Origin of the sequence: Amycolatopsis sp. SID8362 (assembly GCF_010550475.1) — a bacterium.
Taxonomy (GTDB): Bacteria; Actinomycetota; Actinomycetes; order Mycobacteriales; family Pseudonocardiaceae; genus Amycolatopsis; species Amycolatopsis eburnea.
Genome location: NZ_JAAGNB010000336.1, coordinates 1 through 13871, shown reverse-complemented (window position 1 = coordinate 13871; position 13871 = coordinate 1). Strand labels below are relative to the sequence as shown.

Annotated in this window: 15 protein-coding genes and 1 riboswitch; of the genes, 5 read left to right on the top strand and 10 right to left on the bottom strand. The window is 71.4% G+C overall.

Going from position 1 to position 13871, the window contains the following annotated elements; translation table 11 throughout:
* The 6 genes from G3I65_RS11040 to metG all read right to left on the bottom strand — a co-directional run.
* A partial coding sequence (locus G3I65_RS11040; protein WP_160696021.1) for a methionine ABC transporter ATP-binding protein occupies nucleotides 1-894 on the bottom strand: 894 nt, incomplete at its 3' end.
* A gap of 212 nt (nucleotides 895-1106) precedes the next feature.
* Nucleotides 1107-1197: riboswitch (SAM riboswitch) on the bottom strand.
* A gap of 126 nt (nucleotides 1198-1323) precedes the next feature.
* On the bottom strand, nucleotides 1324-2175 hold the full coding sequence (gene rsmA / locus G3I65_RS11035; RefSeq protein ID WP_160696020.1) for a 16S rRNA (adenine(1518)-N(6)/adenine(1519)-N(6))-dimethyltransferase RsmA: 852 nt from the start codon (nucleotides 2173-2175) through the stop codon (nucleotides 1324-1326).
* 9 nt (nucleotides 2176-2184) lie between these two features.
* Complete coding sequence (locus G3I65_RS11030; protein ID WP_160696019.1) at nucleotides 2185-2532, bottom strand: hypothetical protein; 348 nt, start codon at nucleotides 2530-2532, stop codon at nucleotides 2185-2187.
* A gap of 85 nt (nucleotides 2533-2617) precedes the next feature.
* Entirely contained in the window at nucleotides 2618-4042 is a 1425-nt protein-coding gene (locus G3I65_RS58590) for a resuscitation-promoting factor (protein ID WP_160696018.1), read from the bottom strand.
* Nucleotides 4043-4329: 287 nt separating this feature from the next.
* Nucleotides 4330-5166 (bottom strand): TatD family hydrolase, encoded by an 837-nt coding sequence (locus G3I65_RS11020; protein WP_160696017.1) that lies wholly within the window; start codon nucleotides 5164-5166, stop codon nucleotides 4330-4332.
* A 9-nt stretch (nucleotides 5167-5175) separates the two neighbouring features.
* Nucleotides 5176-6972, bottom strand: a complete 1797-nt coding sequence (gene metG, locus G3I65_RS11015) for a methionine--tRNA ligase (RefSeq protein ID WP_166639921.1) — start codon at nucleotides 6970-6972, stop codon at nucleotides 5176-5178.
* Nucleotides 6973-7115: 143 nt separating this feature from the next.
* Here metG and G3I65_RS11010 point away from each other — a divergent pair, with 143 nt between their 5' ends.
* Together G3I65_RS11010 and G3I65_RS11005 are read left to right on the top strand one after the other, a co-directional pair.
* Nucleotides 7116-7730: a GH25 family lysozyme gene (locus G3I65_RS11010; RefSeq protein ID WP_160696016.1), complete on the top strand. Its 615-nt coding sequence runs from the start codon at nucleotides 7116-7118 to the stop codon at nucleotides 7728-7730.
* Nucleotides 7731-7749: 19 nt separating this feature from the next.
* The gene (locus G3I65_RS11005; RefSeq protein ID WP_160696015.1) at nucleotides 7750-8997 is read left to right on the top strand and encodes an aminodeoxychorismate synthase component I; all 1248 of its coding nucleotides are present in this window, start codon (nucleotides 7750-7752) and stop codon (nucleotides 8995-8997) included.
* Here the strand turns inward: G3I65_RS11005 and G3I65_RS11000 are convergent.
* A complete protein-coding gene (locus tag G3I65_RS11000) occupies nucleotides 8974-9930 on the bottom strand; it encodes an NADPH:quinone oxidoreductase family protein (RefSeq protein WP_160696014.1) in 957 nt (318 codons plus the stop codon). The genes G3I65_RS11005 and G3I65_RS11000 overlap by 24 nt on opposite strands.
* Nucleotides 9931-9972: 42 nt before the next feature.
* Between G3I65_RS11000 and G3I65_RS10995 the strand changes: the two genes are divergently transcribed.
* Complete coding sequence (locus tag G3I65_RS10995) at nucleotides 9973-10506, top strand: QsdR family transcriptional regulator (protein ID WP_160696013.1); 534 nt, start codon at nucleotides 9973-9975, stop codon at nucleotides 10504-10506.
* On the opposite strand, the gene G3I65_RS10990 is transcribed toward G3I65_RS10995, so the two are convergent.
* Entirely contained in the window at nucleotides 10499-10723 is a 225-nt protein-coding gene (locus tag G3I65_RS10990) for a hypothetical protein (protein ID WP_160696012.1), read from the bottom strand. The genes G3I65_RS10995 and G3I65_RS10990 overlap by 8 nt on opposite strands.
* A complete protein-coding gene (rsmI, locus tag G3I65_RS10985) occupies nucleotides 10723-11559 on the bottom strand; it encodes a 16S rRNA (cytidine(1402)-2'-O)-methyltransferase (RefSeq protein ID WP_160696011.1) in 837 nt (278 codons plus the stop codon). The genes G3I65_RS10990 and rsmI overlap by 1 nt, the downstream gene beginning before the upstream one ends.
* A gap of 68 nt (nucleotides 11560-11627) precedes the next feature.
* On the opposite strand from rsmI, the gene G3I65_RS10980 reads away from it, so the two are divergent.
* On the top strand, nucleotides 11628-13196 hold the full coding sequence (locus G3I65_RS10980) for a phospholipid carrier-dependent glycosyltransferase (protein WP_160696010.1): 1569 nt from the start codon (nucleotides 11628-11630) through the stop codon (nucleotides 13194-13196).
* A gap of 22 nt (nucleotides 13197-13218) precedes the next feature.
* Nucleotides 13219-13650, top strand: coding sequence for a GNAT family N-acetyltransferase (locus tag G3I65_RS10975; RefSeq protein WP_239071049.1), 432 nt, complete (start codon nucleotides 13219-13221; stop codon nucleotides 13648-13650).
* On the opposite strand, the gene G3I65_RS10970 is transcribed toward G3I65_RS10975, so the two are convergent.
* Nucleotides 13572-13871: helix-turn-helix transcriptional regulator (locus G3I65_RS10970; RefSeq protein WP_160696008.1), on the bottom strand; the 300-nt coding region annotated here is incomplete at its 5' end. The genes G3I65_RS10975 and G3I65_RS10970 overlap by 79 nt on opposite strands.

The window sequence follows — 13871 nt, the reverse complement described above, 5'->3', positions numbered from 1 at the left end:
GACCGGGGTGTCGCCGATCCGGGTCAGGCCGCCGCCGATGGTGGCGAACTCGACGTCGAAGCGGCCGGCGGCCTCGGGCAGCAGCGCGCCCACCGACGCGAAGCCGACCAGCACGACGTCGACCGCGCGGTCGTAGCGCCCGTTCTGCGAGCGCGGGGTCTCGATGCTCGGCAGCAGCGCCTGCGCGGTGCGGCTGCCCGGGTTCGAGATCAGGTCGAGCACGCTGCCGCGCTCGACGACGGTGCCGTCTTCCAGCACCGCGACGTCGTCGCAGAGCCGCCGGACGACGCCCGCGTCGGGGGTGGTGACCACGACGGTGGTGCCGAGTTCGGAGCGCGCACGGTCGAGCACGGTGAGCACCGAGCCGGCCTCCTCCGGGTCGATCCCGGCGGTCGGGTCGTCGGCGAGCAGCACGGCGGGCGCGGCGGCCAGCGCCTTGGCGACCGCGACGCGGCGGAGCTGACCCGCGGTGAGCTCACCGGGACGCTGCGCGGCGCGCGGGGTCAGGCCGACCAGGTCGAGCAGCGAGCCGACCCGGCTGCGGCGCTGCGGGCCGTCGACGCCGAGCTGCTCCAGCGGCGAAGCGATGTTGCCGGCGATGGTGCGCTCGGCGATCAGCTCCGGCTTCGACGAGACGACGCCGAGCTGACGGCGGATCTCGCGGAGGCGGCGGCCGTCGAGGGTGCCGGTGTTGAGGCCGTCGAGCCGGACGACCCCGCGGTCCGGGCGCTCCTGCAGCGCGATGCAACGGGCCAGGACGGACTTGCCGGAACCGGCCGGGCCGACGACGCCGAACAGCGAGCCGGCCTGGACGTCGACACTCACGTCACGCAGGGCGACGACCGAATTTCCGTTGGTGGCAAAGGATTTGGACAGGTTTTCGACGGTGATCACGACAGCTCCAGAAAAACAGGGCGCAGCGCACGAGGGCGCGCCCGGCCGCAAGCGAATGTCCGTCCGCAGTGGACGGTGCGTTGAGAAGGGTGGTTCGGCTCAGACGAAGCTCAGCGCGAGCGTCGACATGCGGAGACGGAGCGGCGGCCTTCGTCGACAACGCGACGCCTGGTCAGCAGCAGGGGGCGAGCTACCCTCTTCATCGGAAACGGCCTCCATCGGTCCTGGCGGTAGCACCTGCCCTGCGGAGGGTGGTTGCTGCGACTTCGACGAGCCAGGTCTCTCGGTCGCTCGGGATGGACGTACTGAGTTAAGCCGATCCCACGGAGCGAAAGCAAGCCCGTTGGCCCACATCACACGACTGGAGGTGTCGCAGTCACGAGCTGACGGCGAAAACGTGCGTTTTTCACCGTCTCCGATGTGGCGGATTCAGCCGTGGACCTGCGCGCGGGCCGCGATCCGGGCGAAGTCGCGCACGTCGAGCTGCTCACCACGGGTCTTGGGGTCGATCCCGGCGGCCGTCAGGAGCTCGCCGGCCCGCTCGGCCGAGCCCGCCCAGCCGGCGAGTGCGGCGCGAAGCGTTTTCCTGCGTTGTGAGAAAGCGGCGTCCACCAGGGAGAAGAGACTGTCCCGGTCTTCGGACGCCGGCGCGTCGCCGCGTTCGAACGCGACGAGCGCGGAGTCCACGTTGGGCACCGGCCAGAACACCGAACGTGGCACCGCGGCGACTTTCCGTGCGGGACCGTACCAAGCGAGCTTGACGCTCGGGACGCCGTAGATCCGGCTGCCCGGCCCGGCCGCCATCCGGTCGGCGACCTCGGTCTGCACCATGACGAGCCCGGACCGCAGCGACGGCACCTCGGCGAGCAGGTGCAGCACGACCGGCACGGCGACGTTGTAGGGCAGGTTGGCGACGAGGGCGGTCGGCGCGCCCGGCAGGTCGTCGTTCGCGACCCGCAGCGCGTCGGCCCCGACGACGGTCAGCCGCTCCGCGGCTTCCGGTCCGCGCTCGGCCACGGTCTCGGGCAGCCGCGCGGCGAGCTTGGGATCGATCTCGACGGCGACGACCCGCGCCCCGGTGGCGAGCAGCCCCAGCGTCAGCGACCCGAGCCCGGGCCCGACCTCGAGCACGACGTCGTCTTCGGTGACGTTCGCCAGCTCGACGATCCGCCGGACGGTGTTGGGATCGTGCACGAAGTTCTGCCCGAGCTTCTTGGTCGGCCGCACGTCCAGCTCGGCCGCCAGCCCGCGGATTTCGGCGGGTCCCAACAGTTCAACCACCGGACGAGCTTACCGATCGTGGCCGGGCAGCACCCCGAGGGCGGCGGTGGCCAGCTCGCGCACGCGCTGCCAGTCCGGTTCGGTCACGAGCGCTTCGGCGTCCCAGAGGTGCGCGTTGACCTCGCCGCTCATGCGATCGAGCAGGCCGTCCAGCTCGGCCAGGACCGGGGCCGCCTCGCCGTGCCCGATGCTGCGGCCGAGGTCGGCGTAGAAATCGTCGAACTCCATCGCGAGTTCGTCGGCGGCGTGGGGGATGCCGATTTCCCGCAGCCAGGCCTGCTGCCGCTCGGCGGGCCACGTCAGCCGGGTGAGCGCCTCGCGGAAGTACCCGAGCTTGTACCGCTGGTAGTCCTCCACGAGGCCAGTGTCGCGCGGCTACCCCTCTCAGCGCACACGAAAAAGCCCCCGTCCACGAAGGACGGGGGCCGTTCCGAAGCGAAACTCAGGCCTTCTTGCCGCAGACCGGCCAGGCGCTGTACCCGCCACGAGCGTCGCGGACCTTCTCCGCGATCGCGATCTGCTGCTCGCGCGACGCCTGGCTCGGCAGGTTCGCGTACGCGTCGCCGCCGTAGGCGTCCCAGGTGCGCTTGTCGAACTGGAGGCCGCCGTAGTAGCCGTTGCCGGTGTTGATGGCCCAGTTGCCGCCCGACTCGCACTGCGCGATGCGGTCCCACGCGGAGCCGTCGCCGATGGCCGGCTCCGGGGCCTTCTTGGTGCCGACGTGGATGATCTTCGGCTTGGCCTCGGTGATGACCTGCTCGGAGATGCTCTCGCGGGAGACCTCTTTGCCGTTCTTCTGCGTGACCTTGTAGGTCACCATCTTCTCGCCGGGCGTGCCGGGGTCCTCGACCTGCGTCTTGCCCTTGTCGAGGTTCGGGTCGTCGACCTTCTGCTCGGGCGGGTCGATGGTCTCCTTCTGGACGACCGTCGAGACGCCGGTGCGGCTGATGTGCACCTCGGCGCCGTCGGTCAGCTTGACGTCCAGGCCGCCCTCGGCCTGGTCCTCCGGGCCCAGGGTGAGCTTGTACTCGCCCAGGAACTCCTTCGTCGTGACCGCGGTCGTCTTCACCTGCTTCGGCGCGTTGGCGCCGTCGTACAGGGTGATGTTCTTGAGGGTCTTGATCTCGACGGTGGCGCCCTGCAGGGGCAGCTCGCCGTCCTTCGGCATCGACATCCACGTGCCGGGCTTGTCGAGCTCGGTCATGCCGAGCTGGCCCAGCGCGTCGCCGAGGTGGGTCGCGCGCACCCAGGAGGTGTGCTCCGCGCCGTCGACGATCATCTTCAGCTGGCGGCCGCGCTCGAGCTTGATGACGCCGCCGTCGCCGACCTCCGCCTGCGGGGAGGGGGACAGCGAGTCGTGCTCGCCGACGGACAGGCCCGCGTCCTCCAGCACCTCGCCGACGGTGTCGCCGAAGGAGTGGATGGTCTGCTGCTGGCCGTCGACGTCGACGGTGACGCTCTTGTTCATCGCCAGCGCGGCCGCGCCGCCGCCGGCGATGCTGATCATGACACTGAGGACGGCGCCCTTGAGGAAGCGGCGCTTCCAGACCTTGGTGGTCTCGCGCAGGCCCTCGTCCAAAGCGGCGCGCTTGGCCTGCGGCGACGCCGTGCGGTCCGCCTCGACGGCGTCCGGGATGACGATCGGGGGCAGGTACGTCGTCTCGGCGTTGATCAGCCGGATCAGTTCGTCGACGTCGACGTCGATCTCGGCCATCATCGCGTCGGCGTCGGGGCCGAGCGCGGCGAGGATGTCCTGCTGCGTGATGTTCGGGTCGTCGGAGAAGTCGAGCTGACCGTACGCGGTGTCCTCGAAATAACTGCGTTCGAGGACGGCGGAGCGCGCTCCAGCCTGTCTGCTACCTGTCACCGGGTCGTTCCCTTTCCCAAGATGCCGTTCGGGGCGGCATCTTTACGTCTGGGCCCGCAGCCGGCGCCATCGTCACGGTTCCGGTCGTACCAACCCGGTTCCGCTTCCCCGACGTGCACTGACGTGACTGTGGGCGTAACAGTCGGCAACTGCATGGTGCAGTACCGACCGGCACGATCACGGGACAGTAACGGGTCCCGCCGGGTTGCGCAAACACCCCCCGGAGTGTCGTGATCCCCGTCACTCCATCAGGTGGCCGATCAAGGAACCCTGATGTCGCAATGCGTTCAACCCGTTGTGACACTGGGGAGTCGGTACACGCGCTCGGCAGTGGTCCGGACCGATTCGGCGACTTCGTGGACAGCTTCGCCCCTGAGCGCCGCGAGGTGACGGACGGTGTAAGCGGCGCCGAACGGCTCGTTCGGCCGCCCACGGAACGGGTGGGGGGTCAGAAACGGCGCGTCGGTCTCGACGAGGTACTGGTCCGCCGGGCAGAGCCGGGCCGCCTCGTGGAGGCCCTTCGCGTTCTTGAACGTCACCGTGCCCGCGAAGGAAAGGACGTATCCCGCGTCCACGCACTTCCGGGCCATTTCCGCGTCCCCGGAAAAACAATGGAAGATTACGGCATTCGGCGCATTCTCTTCGGCCAGGATGCGCAGCACGTCGTCGTGGGCCTCGCGGTCGTGGATCATCAGCGGCTTGTCGAGCCGCTTGGCGAGGTCGATGTGCCAGCGGAACGCCTCCTGCTGGGCGTCGTGCGGCGAGTAGTCCCAGTAGTAGTCGAGGCCGGTCTCGCCGACCGCGACCACGCGGTCCTCGGCGGCCAGGCGCTCCACTTCGGACTTCTCGGCGTCGCCGAACTCCTTGGTCCGCGTCGGGTGGATGGCCACCGCGGCCCAGACCCGGCGGTCCCAGCCGGCGGCCTCGGTGGCCCAGCGGGCCGAGGCGAGGTCGTCCGCGACCGTGACGACGCGGGCGACGCCGGCGCGCTCGGCGCGGTCGACCATGGCCGTGACATCGGCCGCGGTGACCGCGCCGCACGCGTCGAGATGGGTGTGCGCGTCCACCACCGACACCGGGAGCCGGTCCGGGACCGGCGGCAGCTCGCGCTTCTGATCACCCATGCGTACTTCTTACTCCTCGATGATCGGCGCCCACTCCGGACCGGTCTCGCCGAGCGCCGGGTCGAGCTTGGTGAACAGCGGCGACGGCTTGGCCAGCGGCCGGCCGACCTCGATCGGCTTCGACTCCCACTTCGCCTGCTCGGCCGCGTAGTCGCCGGTCAGGATCGGGTTGACCCGGCCGTCGATGTCGAGGTCGTCGACCTCCTTGAGCTCCGGCTGGGCGGCCCAGACGCCGGTGCCGCCGAGTGCCTCGTGCACCTTCTGCGCCGAGTGCGGCAGGAACGGCGTCAGCAGCGTGTTGGCGTCGGAGACGACCTGCAGCGCGGTGTGCAGCACGGTGTCGCGCCGTGTCGGGTCGTCCTTGAGCTTCCACGGCTCCTGGTCGGAGATGTACCTGTTCGCCGCGGTGACGACCTTCATCGCCTCGGCCGCCGCCAGCTTGAACCGGGACCGGGCCAGGTGCGCGCCCGCGGTGTCGAACGCCTTGCGGGAAAGCGCCTTCAGCTCCTCGTCGGCCGCCGTCGGGGCCTCCGGGCGCGGGACGGCGCCGACGTTCTTGTGCGCCATCGAGATGGACCGGTTGACCAGGTTGCCCCACTCGTTGGCCAGCTCGAAGTTGGTCCGGCGGACGAACTCGTCCCAGGTGAAGTCGGTGTCCTGGGTCTCCGGGCCGGCGACCGAGATGAAGTACCGCAGCGTGTCCGGGCCGAAGTCGCGCAGGAAGTCCTCGACGTAGATCACGCGCCCGCGCGAGGTCGAGAACTTCGAGCCGCTCATGGTGAGGAACTCGGACGAGACGATCTCGTCCGGCAGGTGCAGGCGGCCGTACTTGCCCGGCTCGCCGCCCTTGTCGCCCTCGCCGTTGTGCCCGAACAGCAGCGCCGGCCAGATCTGGGCGTGGAAGGTGATGTTGTCCTTGCCCATGAAGTAGTAGGAGCGCGCGTCGGCGTTGTTCCACCACTCCTGCCACGCGTCCGGGTTGCCGGAGCGCCGCGCCCACTCGACGCTGGCCGAGAAGTACCCGATCACCGCGTCGAACCAGACGTAGAACCGCTTCAGCGGCTGGTCGCGCCAGCCGTCGAGGGGGATCTTGACGCCCCAGTCGAGGTCGCGGGTGATCGGCCGGGGCCGCATGTCGTCGATCAGGTTCTTGGTGAAGTTGAGGACGTTCGGGCGCCAGTCGGTCTTGGTGCCCAGCCAGTCGCCGAGGGTCTTGGTGAATGCCGGCAGGTCGAGGAAGTAGTGCTCGGTCTCGACGAACTTCGGCGTCTCGCCGTTGATCCGCGACCGCGGGTTGATCAGCTCCGCGGCGTCGAGCTGGTTGCCGCAGTTGTCGCACTGGTCACCGCGCGCGCCGTCGTACCCGCAGATCGGGCAGGTGCCCTCGACGTAGCGGTCGGGCAGCGTGCGGCCGGTGGACGGGCTGATCGCGCCGCGCGTGGTCTTCGGCACGACGTAGCCGTTGCGGTGCAGCGCCAGGAAGATCTGCTGCGTCACCTCGGCGTGGTTGCCGGTCGTGGTCCGGGTGAACAGGTCGTAGGAGAGGCCGAGGCCCTGCAGGTCGGTGCCGATCTGGCGGGTGTACTTGTCCGCCGTCAGCTGCGGGGTCGAGTCTTCCTTGTCCGCCTGGACGGTGATCGGGGTGCCGTGTTCGTCGGTACCGGAGACCATGAGCACCCGGTTGCCGGCCATTCGCTGGTAGCGGGAGAAGACGTCGGACGGGACGCCGAATCCGGACACGTGGCCGATGTGGCGGGGGCCGTTGGCGTAGGGCCAGGCCACCGCGGTCAACACAGGGGTGCTCATACCTTATTAGCCTACGGAGGCCGTCACGCGCTTTGTCGGGAGGGTTCGGGCGGGAAACCGCCTGATCAACCGCGTGTGGGTCACTGCGGGTCCGCCGTCCGCGACGTATGGTGTGCTCTCCACCGAAGTGGCGGGGGCGGACTGTGACGGAGCCGGAGAGCGAACGCGGGATCTCGCTGTCCCACCGTGAGCGGGTGTCCGACTGGCACGCCGTCCGCGCGGCGGACACGAAGTTCGTGTCGGTGACGATCAGCGAGAACGTCAACTGGAGCAACGGCGCCGCGGAGCGGAACCTGACCGGGGCGCAGGAGGCCGGGCTGCACGTCGGCGGGCGGCACTACGCGCGGCCCGGCGCGGTGCACGACCAGGCCGACCACTTCGTGCGCACGGCCAGCAGGCTCGGCGCGTTCGCCACCGGGTCGCTCGCCCCGGCGCTGGAAGTGGCGGCGCCGAGCGTCGACGACCGGTTCATCAAGGCGTGGATCAAGCACGTCCGGCACGCGGCGCGCATCGAGCGGGTGCTGGTCTACGCCGACCACGACTGCTGGGCGAACCGGCTGCACCCGGACCGCTGGGCCGACAGCGAAGTCATCCTCTGGCTGACCCGGCACAACGGCATCCCCGGCCGGCCGGGCTGGTTCCACTCGCGGCTCGGCCTGCACCAGCACGCGTGCGCCGCGGACGTCCCCGGCATCGCCGGGCCGGTGGAGCAGAACGCCGTCGTGTACCCGTTCACATTGGGCGACCTGCTGCTCTGACCTGTGGTGGTATGGCGCCATGCGCGTGTCGAGCACCCCACTGCGGACGGACGTCACGCCCGCGCGCGCGTTCGAGGTGCTCGCCCACCACGCCGCTACCCGCGGGCTGCCGCCGCCCGCGATGCTGTCCGGCGACTGGTTCGGCGCGCGGGCGGTGATCGCGCCTTCGCTCACCGTGTCCCCCGGCGCCTTCCCCGCCGCGCCGGTGGCCGATGCCCCGCCGGACGTGATCGGCGGCGGCTGGTTCGGCTACCTCGGGTACGACCTCGCGGACCCCTCCGGCCGCACCGGCTTCCTGCCGCCGTCGGCGTGGGGCTGGGCGGACCACGTGCTGCGGTGGTCCGGTTCCGGTACCTGCCACCTCGAGTCGCTGGACGGCGGCGGCCCGCCGGTGTCCACGATGGAATCCCTGCTCGCGTCCGCGCCGCCCGCGTCGTCGTGGTCGGCGGGACCGCTGCGGCGGCCGCTGCCCTCGGAGCACCGGGACGCGGTGAAGGCGTGCGTGCACGCGATCGAGGCCGGGGAGCTGTTCCAGGCGAACATCTGCTCGCGGTTCACGGGCACGTTCTCGGGCTCGCCCGCGGCGTTGTTCGCGGCCGGGGTTTCGTCGCTGGCCCCGCGCCGCGCGGCCTTCCTGTCCGGCGCGTGGGGCTCGGTGGTCTCGTTCTCACCGGAGCTGTTCCTCGCGCGCCACGGGCGGGCGGTGCGCTCGACGCCGATCAAGGGGACGCTCCCCCGGCGCGGGCCCGCCGACGACGGCAACGCCGAGCTGCTGCGCCGGTCCGCCAAGGACGTCGCGGAGAACGTGATGATCACCGACCTCGTGCGCAACGACCTCGGCCGGGTGTGCGAGGTCGGGTCGGTGACCGTGCCGTCGCTGCTGCGGGTCCGCCCGGCGCCGGGCGTGTGGCACCTGGACTCGACGGTCAGGGGCACGCTGCGCCCGGCGGTGTCCGACGCGGACCTGCTGGCCGCGACGTTCCCGCCGGGTTCGGTAACGGGCGCGCCGAAGATCCGCGCGCTGGACCTGATCGCCGCGCTCGAACCCGTCGGCCGCGGCGTCTACACCGGCGCGATCGGGCTGCTTTCCCCCGCCGCCGGGCTGGAGCTGAACGTCGCGATCCGGACGTTCGAGATCGCGGACGGCGCGATCGCACTCGGCGTCGGCGGCGGGATCACGGCGGATTCCGACCCGGAGGCGGAGTGGCAGGAGTGCCTCCACAAGGCGGCACCCCTGGAAGCCCTACTTGCCGGGGTCGAGCAGTAGCTTGCCGACGGTCTTGCGGGAGCGCAGGGCCTCGTGCGCGGCGCGGGCGTCCGCGAGCGCGTACTCGCCACCCGGGATCGCCTTGAGCTTGCCCGCCAGCACCAGGTCGAAGAGGTCGGTCAGCGCGGTCCCGAAGACGTTGCCGGGCAGGCGGAAGACGTGCGGGAGCCACATGCCGCTGATGGTCGTGCTGTGCCCGAGGAGGTTGCGCAGCTCGACCGGCTTCGGGCTTTCGCGCCCGGCCATGCCGTAGAACGCGAGCCTGCCGAACGGCGCCAGCGCGGCGATGCTCTGGTCGGTGGTGGTCCCGCCGACCATGTCGAGCACGACGTCGACGCGGCGGCCGCCGTTCGCCTCGACCAGCGCGGCGGTCATGTCCTCCGCGCGCGAGTCGATCGCGACGTCGGCGCCGAGTTCGAGGGCGAGCGCGCGCTTCTCGTCGCTGCTGGCGGTCGCGATCACGCGGCCCGCACCCCAGGCCTTGGCGAGCTGCACGGCGATGGTCCCGACCCCGCCGGCGGCGGCGTGCACGACGACCGACTCGCCCGGCTCGAGGTGGGCGTTCTTCTTCAGCAGGACCCACGCGGTGGTGCCCTGGACCAGCATGGACAGCGCGGCGAGGTCGTCGACGCCGTCGGGCACCGGGAACGTCGTGCCCTCGGGCGCGACGGCCTTCTCGGCGTACCCGCCCCCGCCGTTCAGCAGCGCGACGACCCGCTTGCCGCCGCTGGTCCCGACCACCTCGCCGCCGGGGACGAGCGGCAGCTTCGACGGCGCCAGGTAGCTGTTCTCGGCCTGGTGGGTGTCGGCGTAGTTGACGCCGATCCGCTCGACGTCGACGAGCACCTCGCCGGGCCCGGCCACCGGGTCGGGCAGCTCGACCGGCGTGAGCACCTCGGGTCCGCCGAACTCGGTCACCTGCACTGCGCGCATGTCGTGTTCCCTCTCCGTCGTGACTGTGAGACATTCTGGCATATGTCTCAGGAGTTCGAACGGGCCCGCGAGTGGTTCCTGTCCGGCCGCCGCGTCGACATGGGCGAGCTGGCGGAGGACCAGGCCATCAGCCGCGCCACCCTGCACCGCCGGGTCGGCTCCCGCGACCGGCTGCTGGGCGAGATCCTGTGGTCGTTGTCGTCGGCGTCGATCGCCCGCCTGTGGCCCACGTGCGCGGGCCGCGGCGCGGCGGGGGTGGCCGACTTCGTGAGCGGCTACGTCCGGTTCGCGAACGACTCCCCGCCGTTCCGCGACTTCCTGCGCCGCGAGCCCGAGCGCGCGCTGCGGCTGCTGACGACGCGCGCGAGCGTGTGCCAGCAGCGGACGACCGCGAAGCTGGCGGAGCTGCTGACGGGAGAGGTCTCGGCGGGACGGCTCGTGCCACCGCTGCCGGTGCCGGACCTGGCTTACCTGCTGGTGCGGATCGGCGAGTCGTTCGTGTACACGGACGTGATCACCGGCGACGCCCCGGACGCGGCGAAGGCGCACGCCGCGGTGACGGCGCTGCTCACCTGAGCGCGGCCGCTTCGGCCCGAGCCGCACGCGCTTCCGCCTCGGCCCGCTGCCGGTCCTCGGGGAAGAGCAGCCAGGGGGCCAGCGCCGCGAGCGCTTCCGCGATCGCCACCCGCCAGGCCGCGAAGGCCGCGAAGGCCGCCGTGCCGAGTTCTTCGCCGGGCTTCTCGGCCCGCGCCCGCCGAAGGTTCCTCAGCGCCGCTCGCAGCTCCGGCGTCATCACGCCTTCCGCGCCGCCAGGACGGCGTCGTAAAGCTCCTTTTTGGACACCCCGGCCGCCTCGGCGACCTCCGCCGCCGCCGACTTGAGGCGCTCGCCCGACGCCACCCGGTCCGCCACCTCGGACACCAGGTCCGCCACCGACACCTCCCGCGGCGCGGCACCCGCGACGACCACCGTGATCTCCCCGCGCACCCCCTCGGCCGCCCACTCCGCCAAGGAAGCCAGCGTCCCCCGCTTCACCTCTTCGTACGTCTTCGTCAGCTCCCGGCACACCGCGGCCCGCCGCTCGGCGCCCAGCACCGAAGCCGCGTCCGCGAGCAACGACGCCAGGCGGTGCGGGGATTCGAAGAGGACCGCCGTCCGCGGCTCGTCGCGCAACGACGTCAGCCAGCGCGTGCGCTCGCCCGGCTTGCGCGGCGCGAAACCCTCGAAGCAGAAGCGGTCGCACGGCAAGCCGGACAACGCGAGCGCCGTCGTCACCGCGGAGGGGCCGGGCAGGCACGTCACCGGGATGTCCGCGGCGACGCACGCCGACACCAGCCGGAAGCCCGGATCGGACACACTGGGCATACCGGCGTCGGTCACCAGCACGACCGTCTCGCCCGCGCGTAACGATTCGAGCAGCTTCGGCAGGCGCGCCGTCTCGACGTCCTCGTAGAAGCTCACCACCCGGCCGCGCGGGGTGACTTCCAGCGCGGCCGCCAGCGACCGCAGGCGGCGGGTGTCTTCGGCCGCGATGACGTCGGCTTCCGTCAGCGCTTCGGCCAGGCGGGGCGAGGCGTCGCGGACGTCGCCGAGCGGGGTGGCAGCGAGGATGAGACGGCCCTGGGTCACCAGGCCAGCCTAGGCTGATCAGCGGATCCGGACGACGGACGCCCTGTCCCGCCCGTAGGATCGCCCCCGTGACCGCCGTGCTGACCCGTCCCGACGACGAAAGCGTCCGGCCGGACCCGGTCGAGGCGCTCCGGCCGCCGACCGACCGCGAAGTGACCCTGCTCGGCCGCGGCATGCCGACCGACCGGCTGCGCGGCTGGGTCGTCACCCTCGTGCTGACGCTGATCGGCGGGATCGTCCGGCTGCAGAACCTCGGCGTGCCGACGGACAAGGGCAGCCCGGTCTTCGACGAGAAGCACTACGTGCCGCAGGCCTGGCAGGTGCTGCGCAACGGCGGTTACGAGGACAACTACGGCTACGAACTGGTCGTCCACCCGCCGCTGGCGAAGCAGCTCATCGCGATCGGCGAATGGCTGTTCGGCTACAACGGCTGGGGCTGGCGGATCATGCCCGCGCTGGCCGGCACGCTGATCGTGCTGCTGACCATCCGCATCGCCCGCCGCCTGACCCGCTCGACGCTGCTCGGCGCCATCGCCGGCATCCTCGTGATCAGCGACGGCGTGCTCCACCTCCAGTCACGCATGGGCATGCTCGACATCTTCATCGCGCTGTTCGTGCTCGCCGCGTTCGCCTGCGTGCTCGCCGACCGCGACCAGGTGCGCGAACGGCTCGCGACCGCCGTCCGCGAAGGCTGGGTCAACGAGTCCGTCTGGGGCCCGAAGCTCGGGTTCCGCTGGTGGCGGTTCGGGACGGGCCTGATGATCGGGCTGACGTTCGGCGTCAAGTGGTCGGCGCTGTACTACATCGTCGCGTTCGGTCTGCTCACCGTGTTCTTCGACGTCGCGGCGCGGCGCGCGGCCGGCGTCGAGCGGCCCTGGCTGGGCACGATCCGCCGGGACGTGCTGCCCGCGCTGTGGGCGATCCTGGTCATCCCGTTCCTCATGTACTTCGCCGCGTACTGGGCGTGGTTCGCCAGCGAAACCGCCACCGACCGGCACTACACGGAGATCAAGGACATCGCGCCGGGCTTCTTCGGCTGGGTCCCGCCGGCGCTGCGCTCGCTCGCCGACTACACGGGCAACGTCCTGCACTTCCACGAAACGCTGGTCACGCCCAAGGACAACCCGCACCCGTGGGAGTCGAAGCCGTGGACGTGGCCGATGGGCCTGCGCCCGATGCTCTACAGCTACAACGGCGAGGTCACCGGCTGCGGCGAGTCCCGCTGCATCAGCGCGACGATGCTGATCGGCACCCCCGCGATGTGGTGGGCGGCGATCCCGATGCTCGGCTGGGCGACCTGGCGCTCGATCTTCCGCGCGGACTGGCGCTACGCGGCCGTGCTGGTCGGCTACCTCGGCGGGTACGTCTTCTGGTACACGAACATCGACCGCCAGATGTACTTCTTCTACGCGACACCGCTGGCCGCGTTCCTGGTGCTGGGCTTGACGTTGTGCCTCGGCCAGATCCTGGGCAGCGCGCGGCGCGGGTTCGAGAGACGCGGGACCGGCCTGCTCGTGGTGTCGCTGTACGTCGGACTGGTGGTGGCGAACTTCGCCTGGCTGTGGCCGATCCTGAACGGCATCGCGATCACGAACGGCCAGTGGGAAGCCGAGCGCTGGCTGCCTTCCTGGCGATGACCCTGGCCGACCCCGGCCGCGGCTGCTCGCGGACCGGTCGCGGTTACGGCGCTGGCTCGACGAAGGGCCGGAAGCTGGCGTGCACGAGACGGCGCCGGTCGAGCGGGACCGGGTGCCGCACCGGACGCGCTGGTGGATCAAGGGCGACGAATACCTCGCGCGCGCCCGGCTCAACCTGCGGCTCGACGACGAACTGGCCGAGTTCGGCGGCCACATCGGCTACGACATCAGGCCGTCGACGCGCGGACGCGGCCACGCCACCGCGCTGCTTCGCGCCGTGCTGCGGGTCGCCGGCGAGGCGGGTGTCGAGAACGCGTTGCTGACCTGCGCTCCTGGCGGACACCAGCGCGGCCGGACGGCTCCGCTACTGGTGCCTCACCCCGCGAAGTACGCCCCCGGCGTGACCCCGACCGCCCGCCGGAAGGCCGCCACGAACGCGCTCGCCGAGCTGTAGCCCACGCGGTACGCCACCGTCTCCAGCGGCGTCCCCTGTGCCAGCAGCGGCAGCGACGCGCGCAGCCGCACCTGGGTGCGCCACGTGCCGAACGGCATCCGGCACTCGGCGGCGAACACCCGCGCCAACGTCCGTTCCGACGCGCCGACGTCGCGGCCGAACTCGGCGAGCGTGCGCGGGTCCGCCGGGTTCGCGAGCAGGGCGCGCTCGACGTCGCGGGC

Coding starts and splice junctions, on each gene's coding strand:
- G3I65_RS11000 (WP_160696014.1), bottom strand. CDS start 9,930: ATGCGCGCAGTGCAGGTGACCGAGTTCGGCGGACCCGAGGTGCTCACG.
- G3I65_RS10990 (WP_160696012.1), bottom strand. CDS start 10,723: ATGACGCCGGAGCTGCGAGCGGCGCTGAGGAACCTTCGGCGGGCGCGG.
- G3I65_RS11005 (WP_160696015.1), top strand. CDS start 7,750: ATGCGCGTGTCGAGCACCCCACTGCGGACGGACGTCACGCCCGCGCGC.
- metG (WP_166639921.1), bottom strand. CDS start 6,972: ATGAGCACCCCTGTGTTGACCGCGGTGGCCTGGCCCTACGCCAACGGC.
- G3I65_RS10995 (WP_160696013.1), top strand. CDS start 9,973: ATGTCTCAGGAGTTCGAACGGGCCCGCGAGTGGTTCCTGTCCGGCCGC.
- G3I65_RS11020 (WP_160696017.1), bottom strand. CDS start 5,166: ATGGGTGATCAGAAGCGCGAGCTGCCGCCGGTCCCGGACCGGCTCCCG.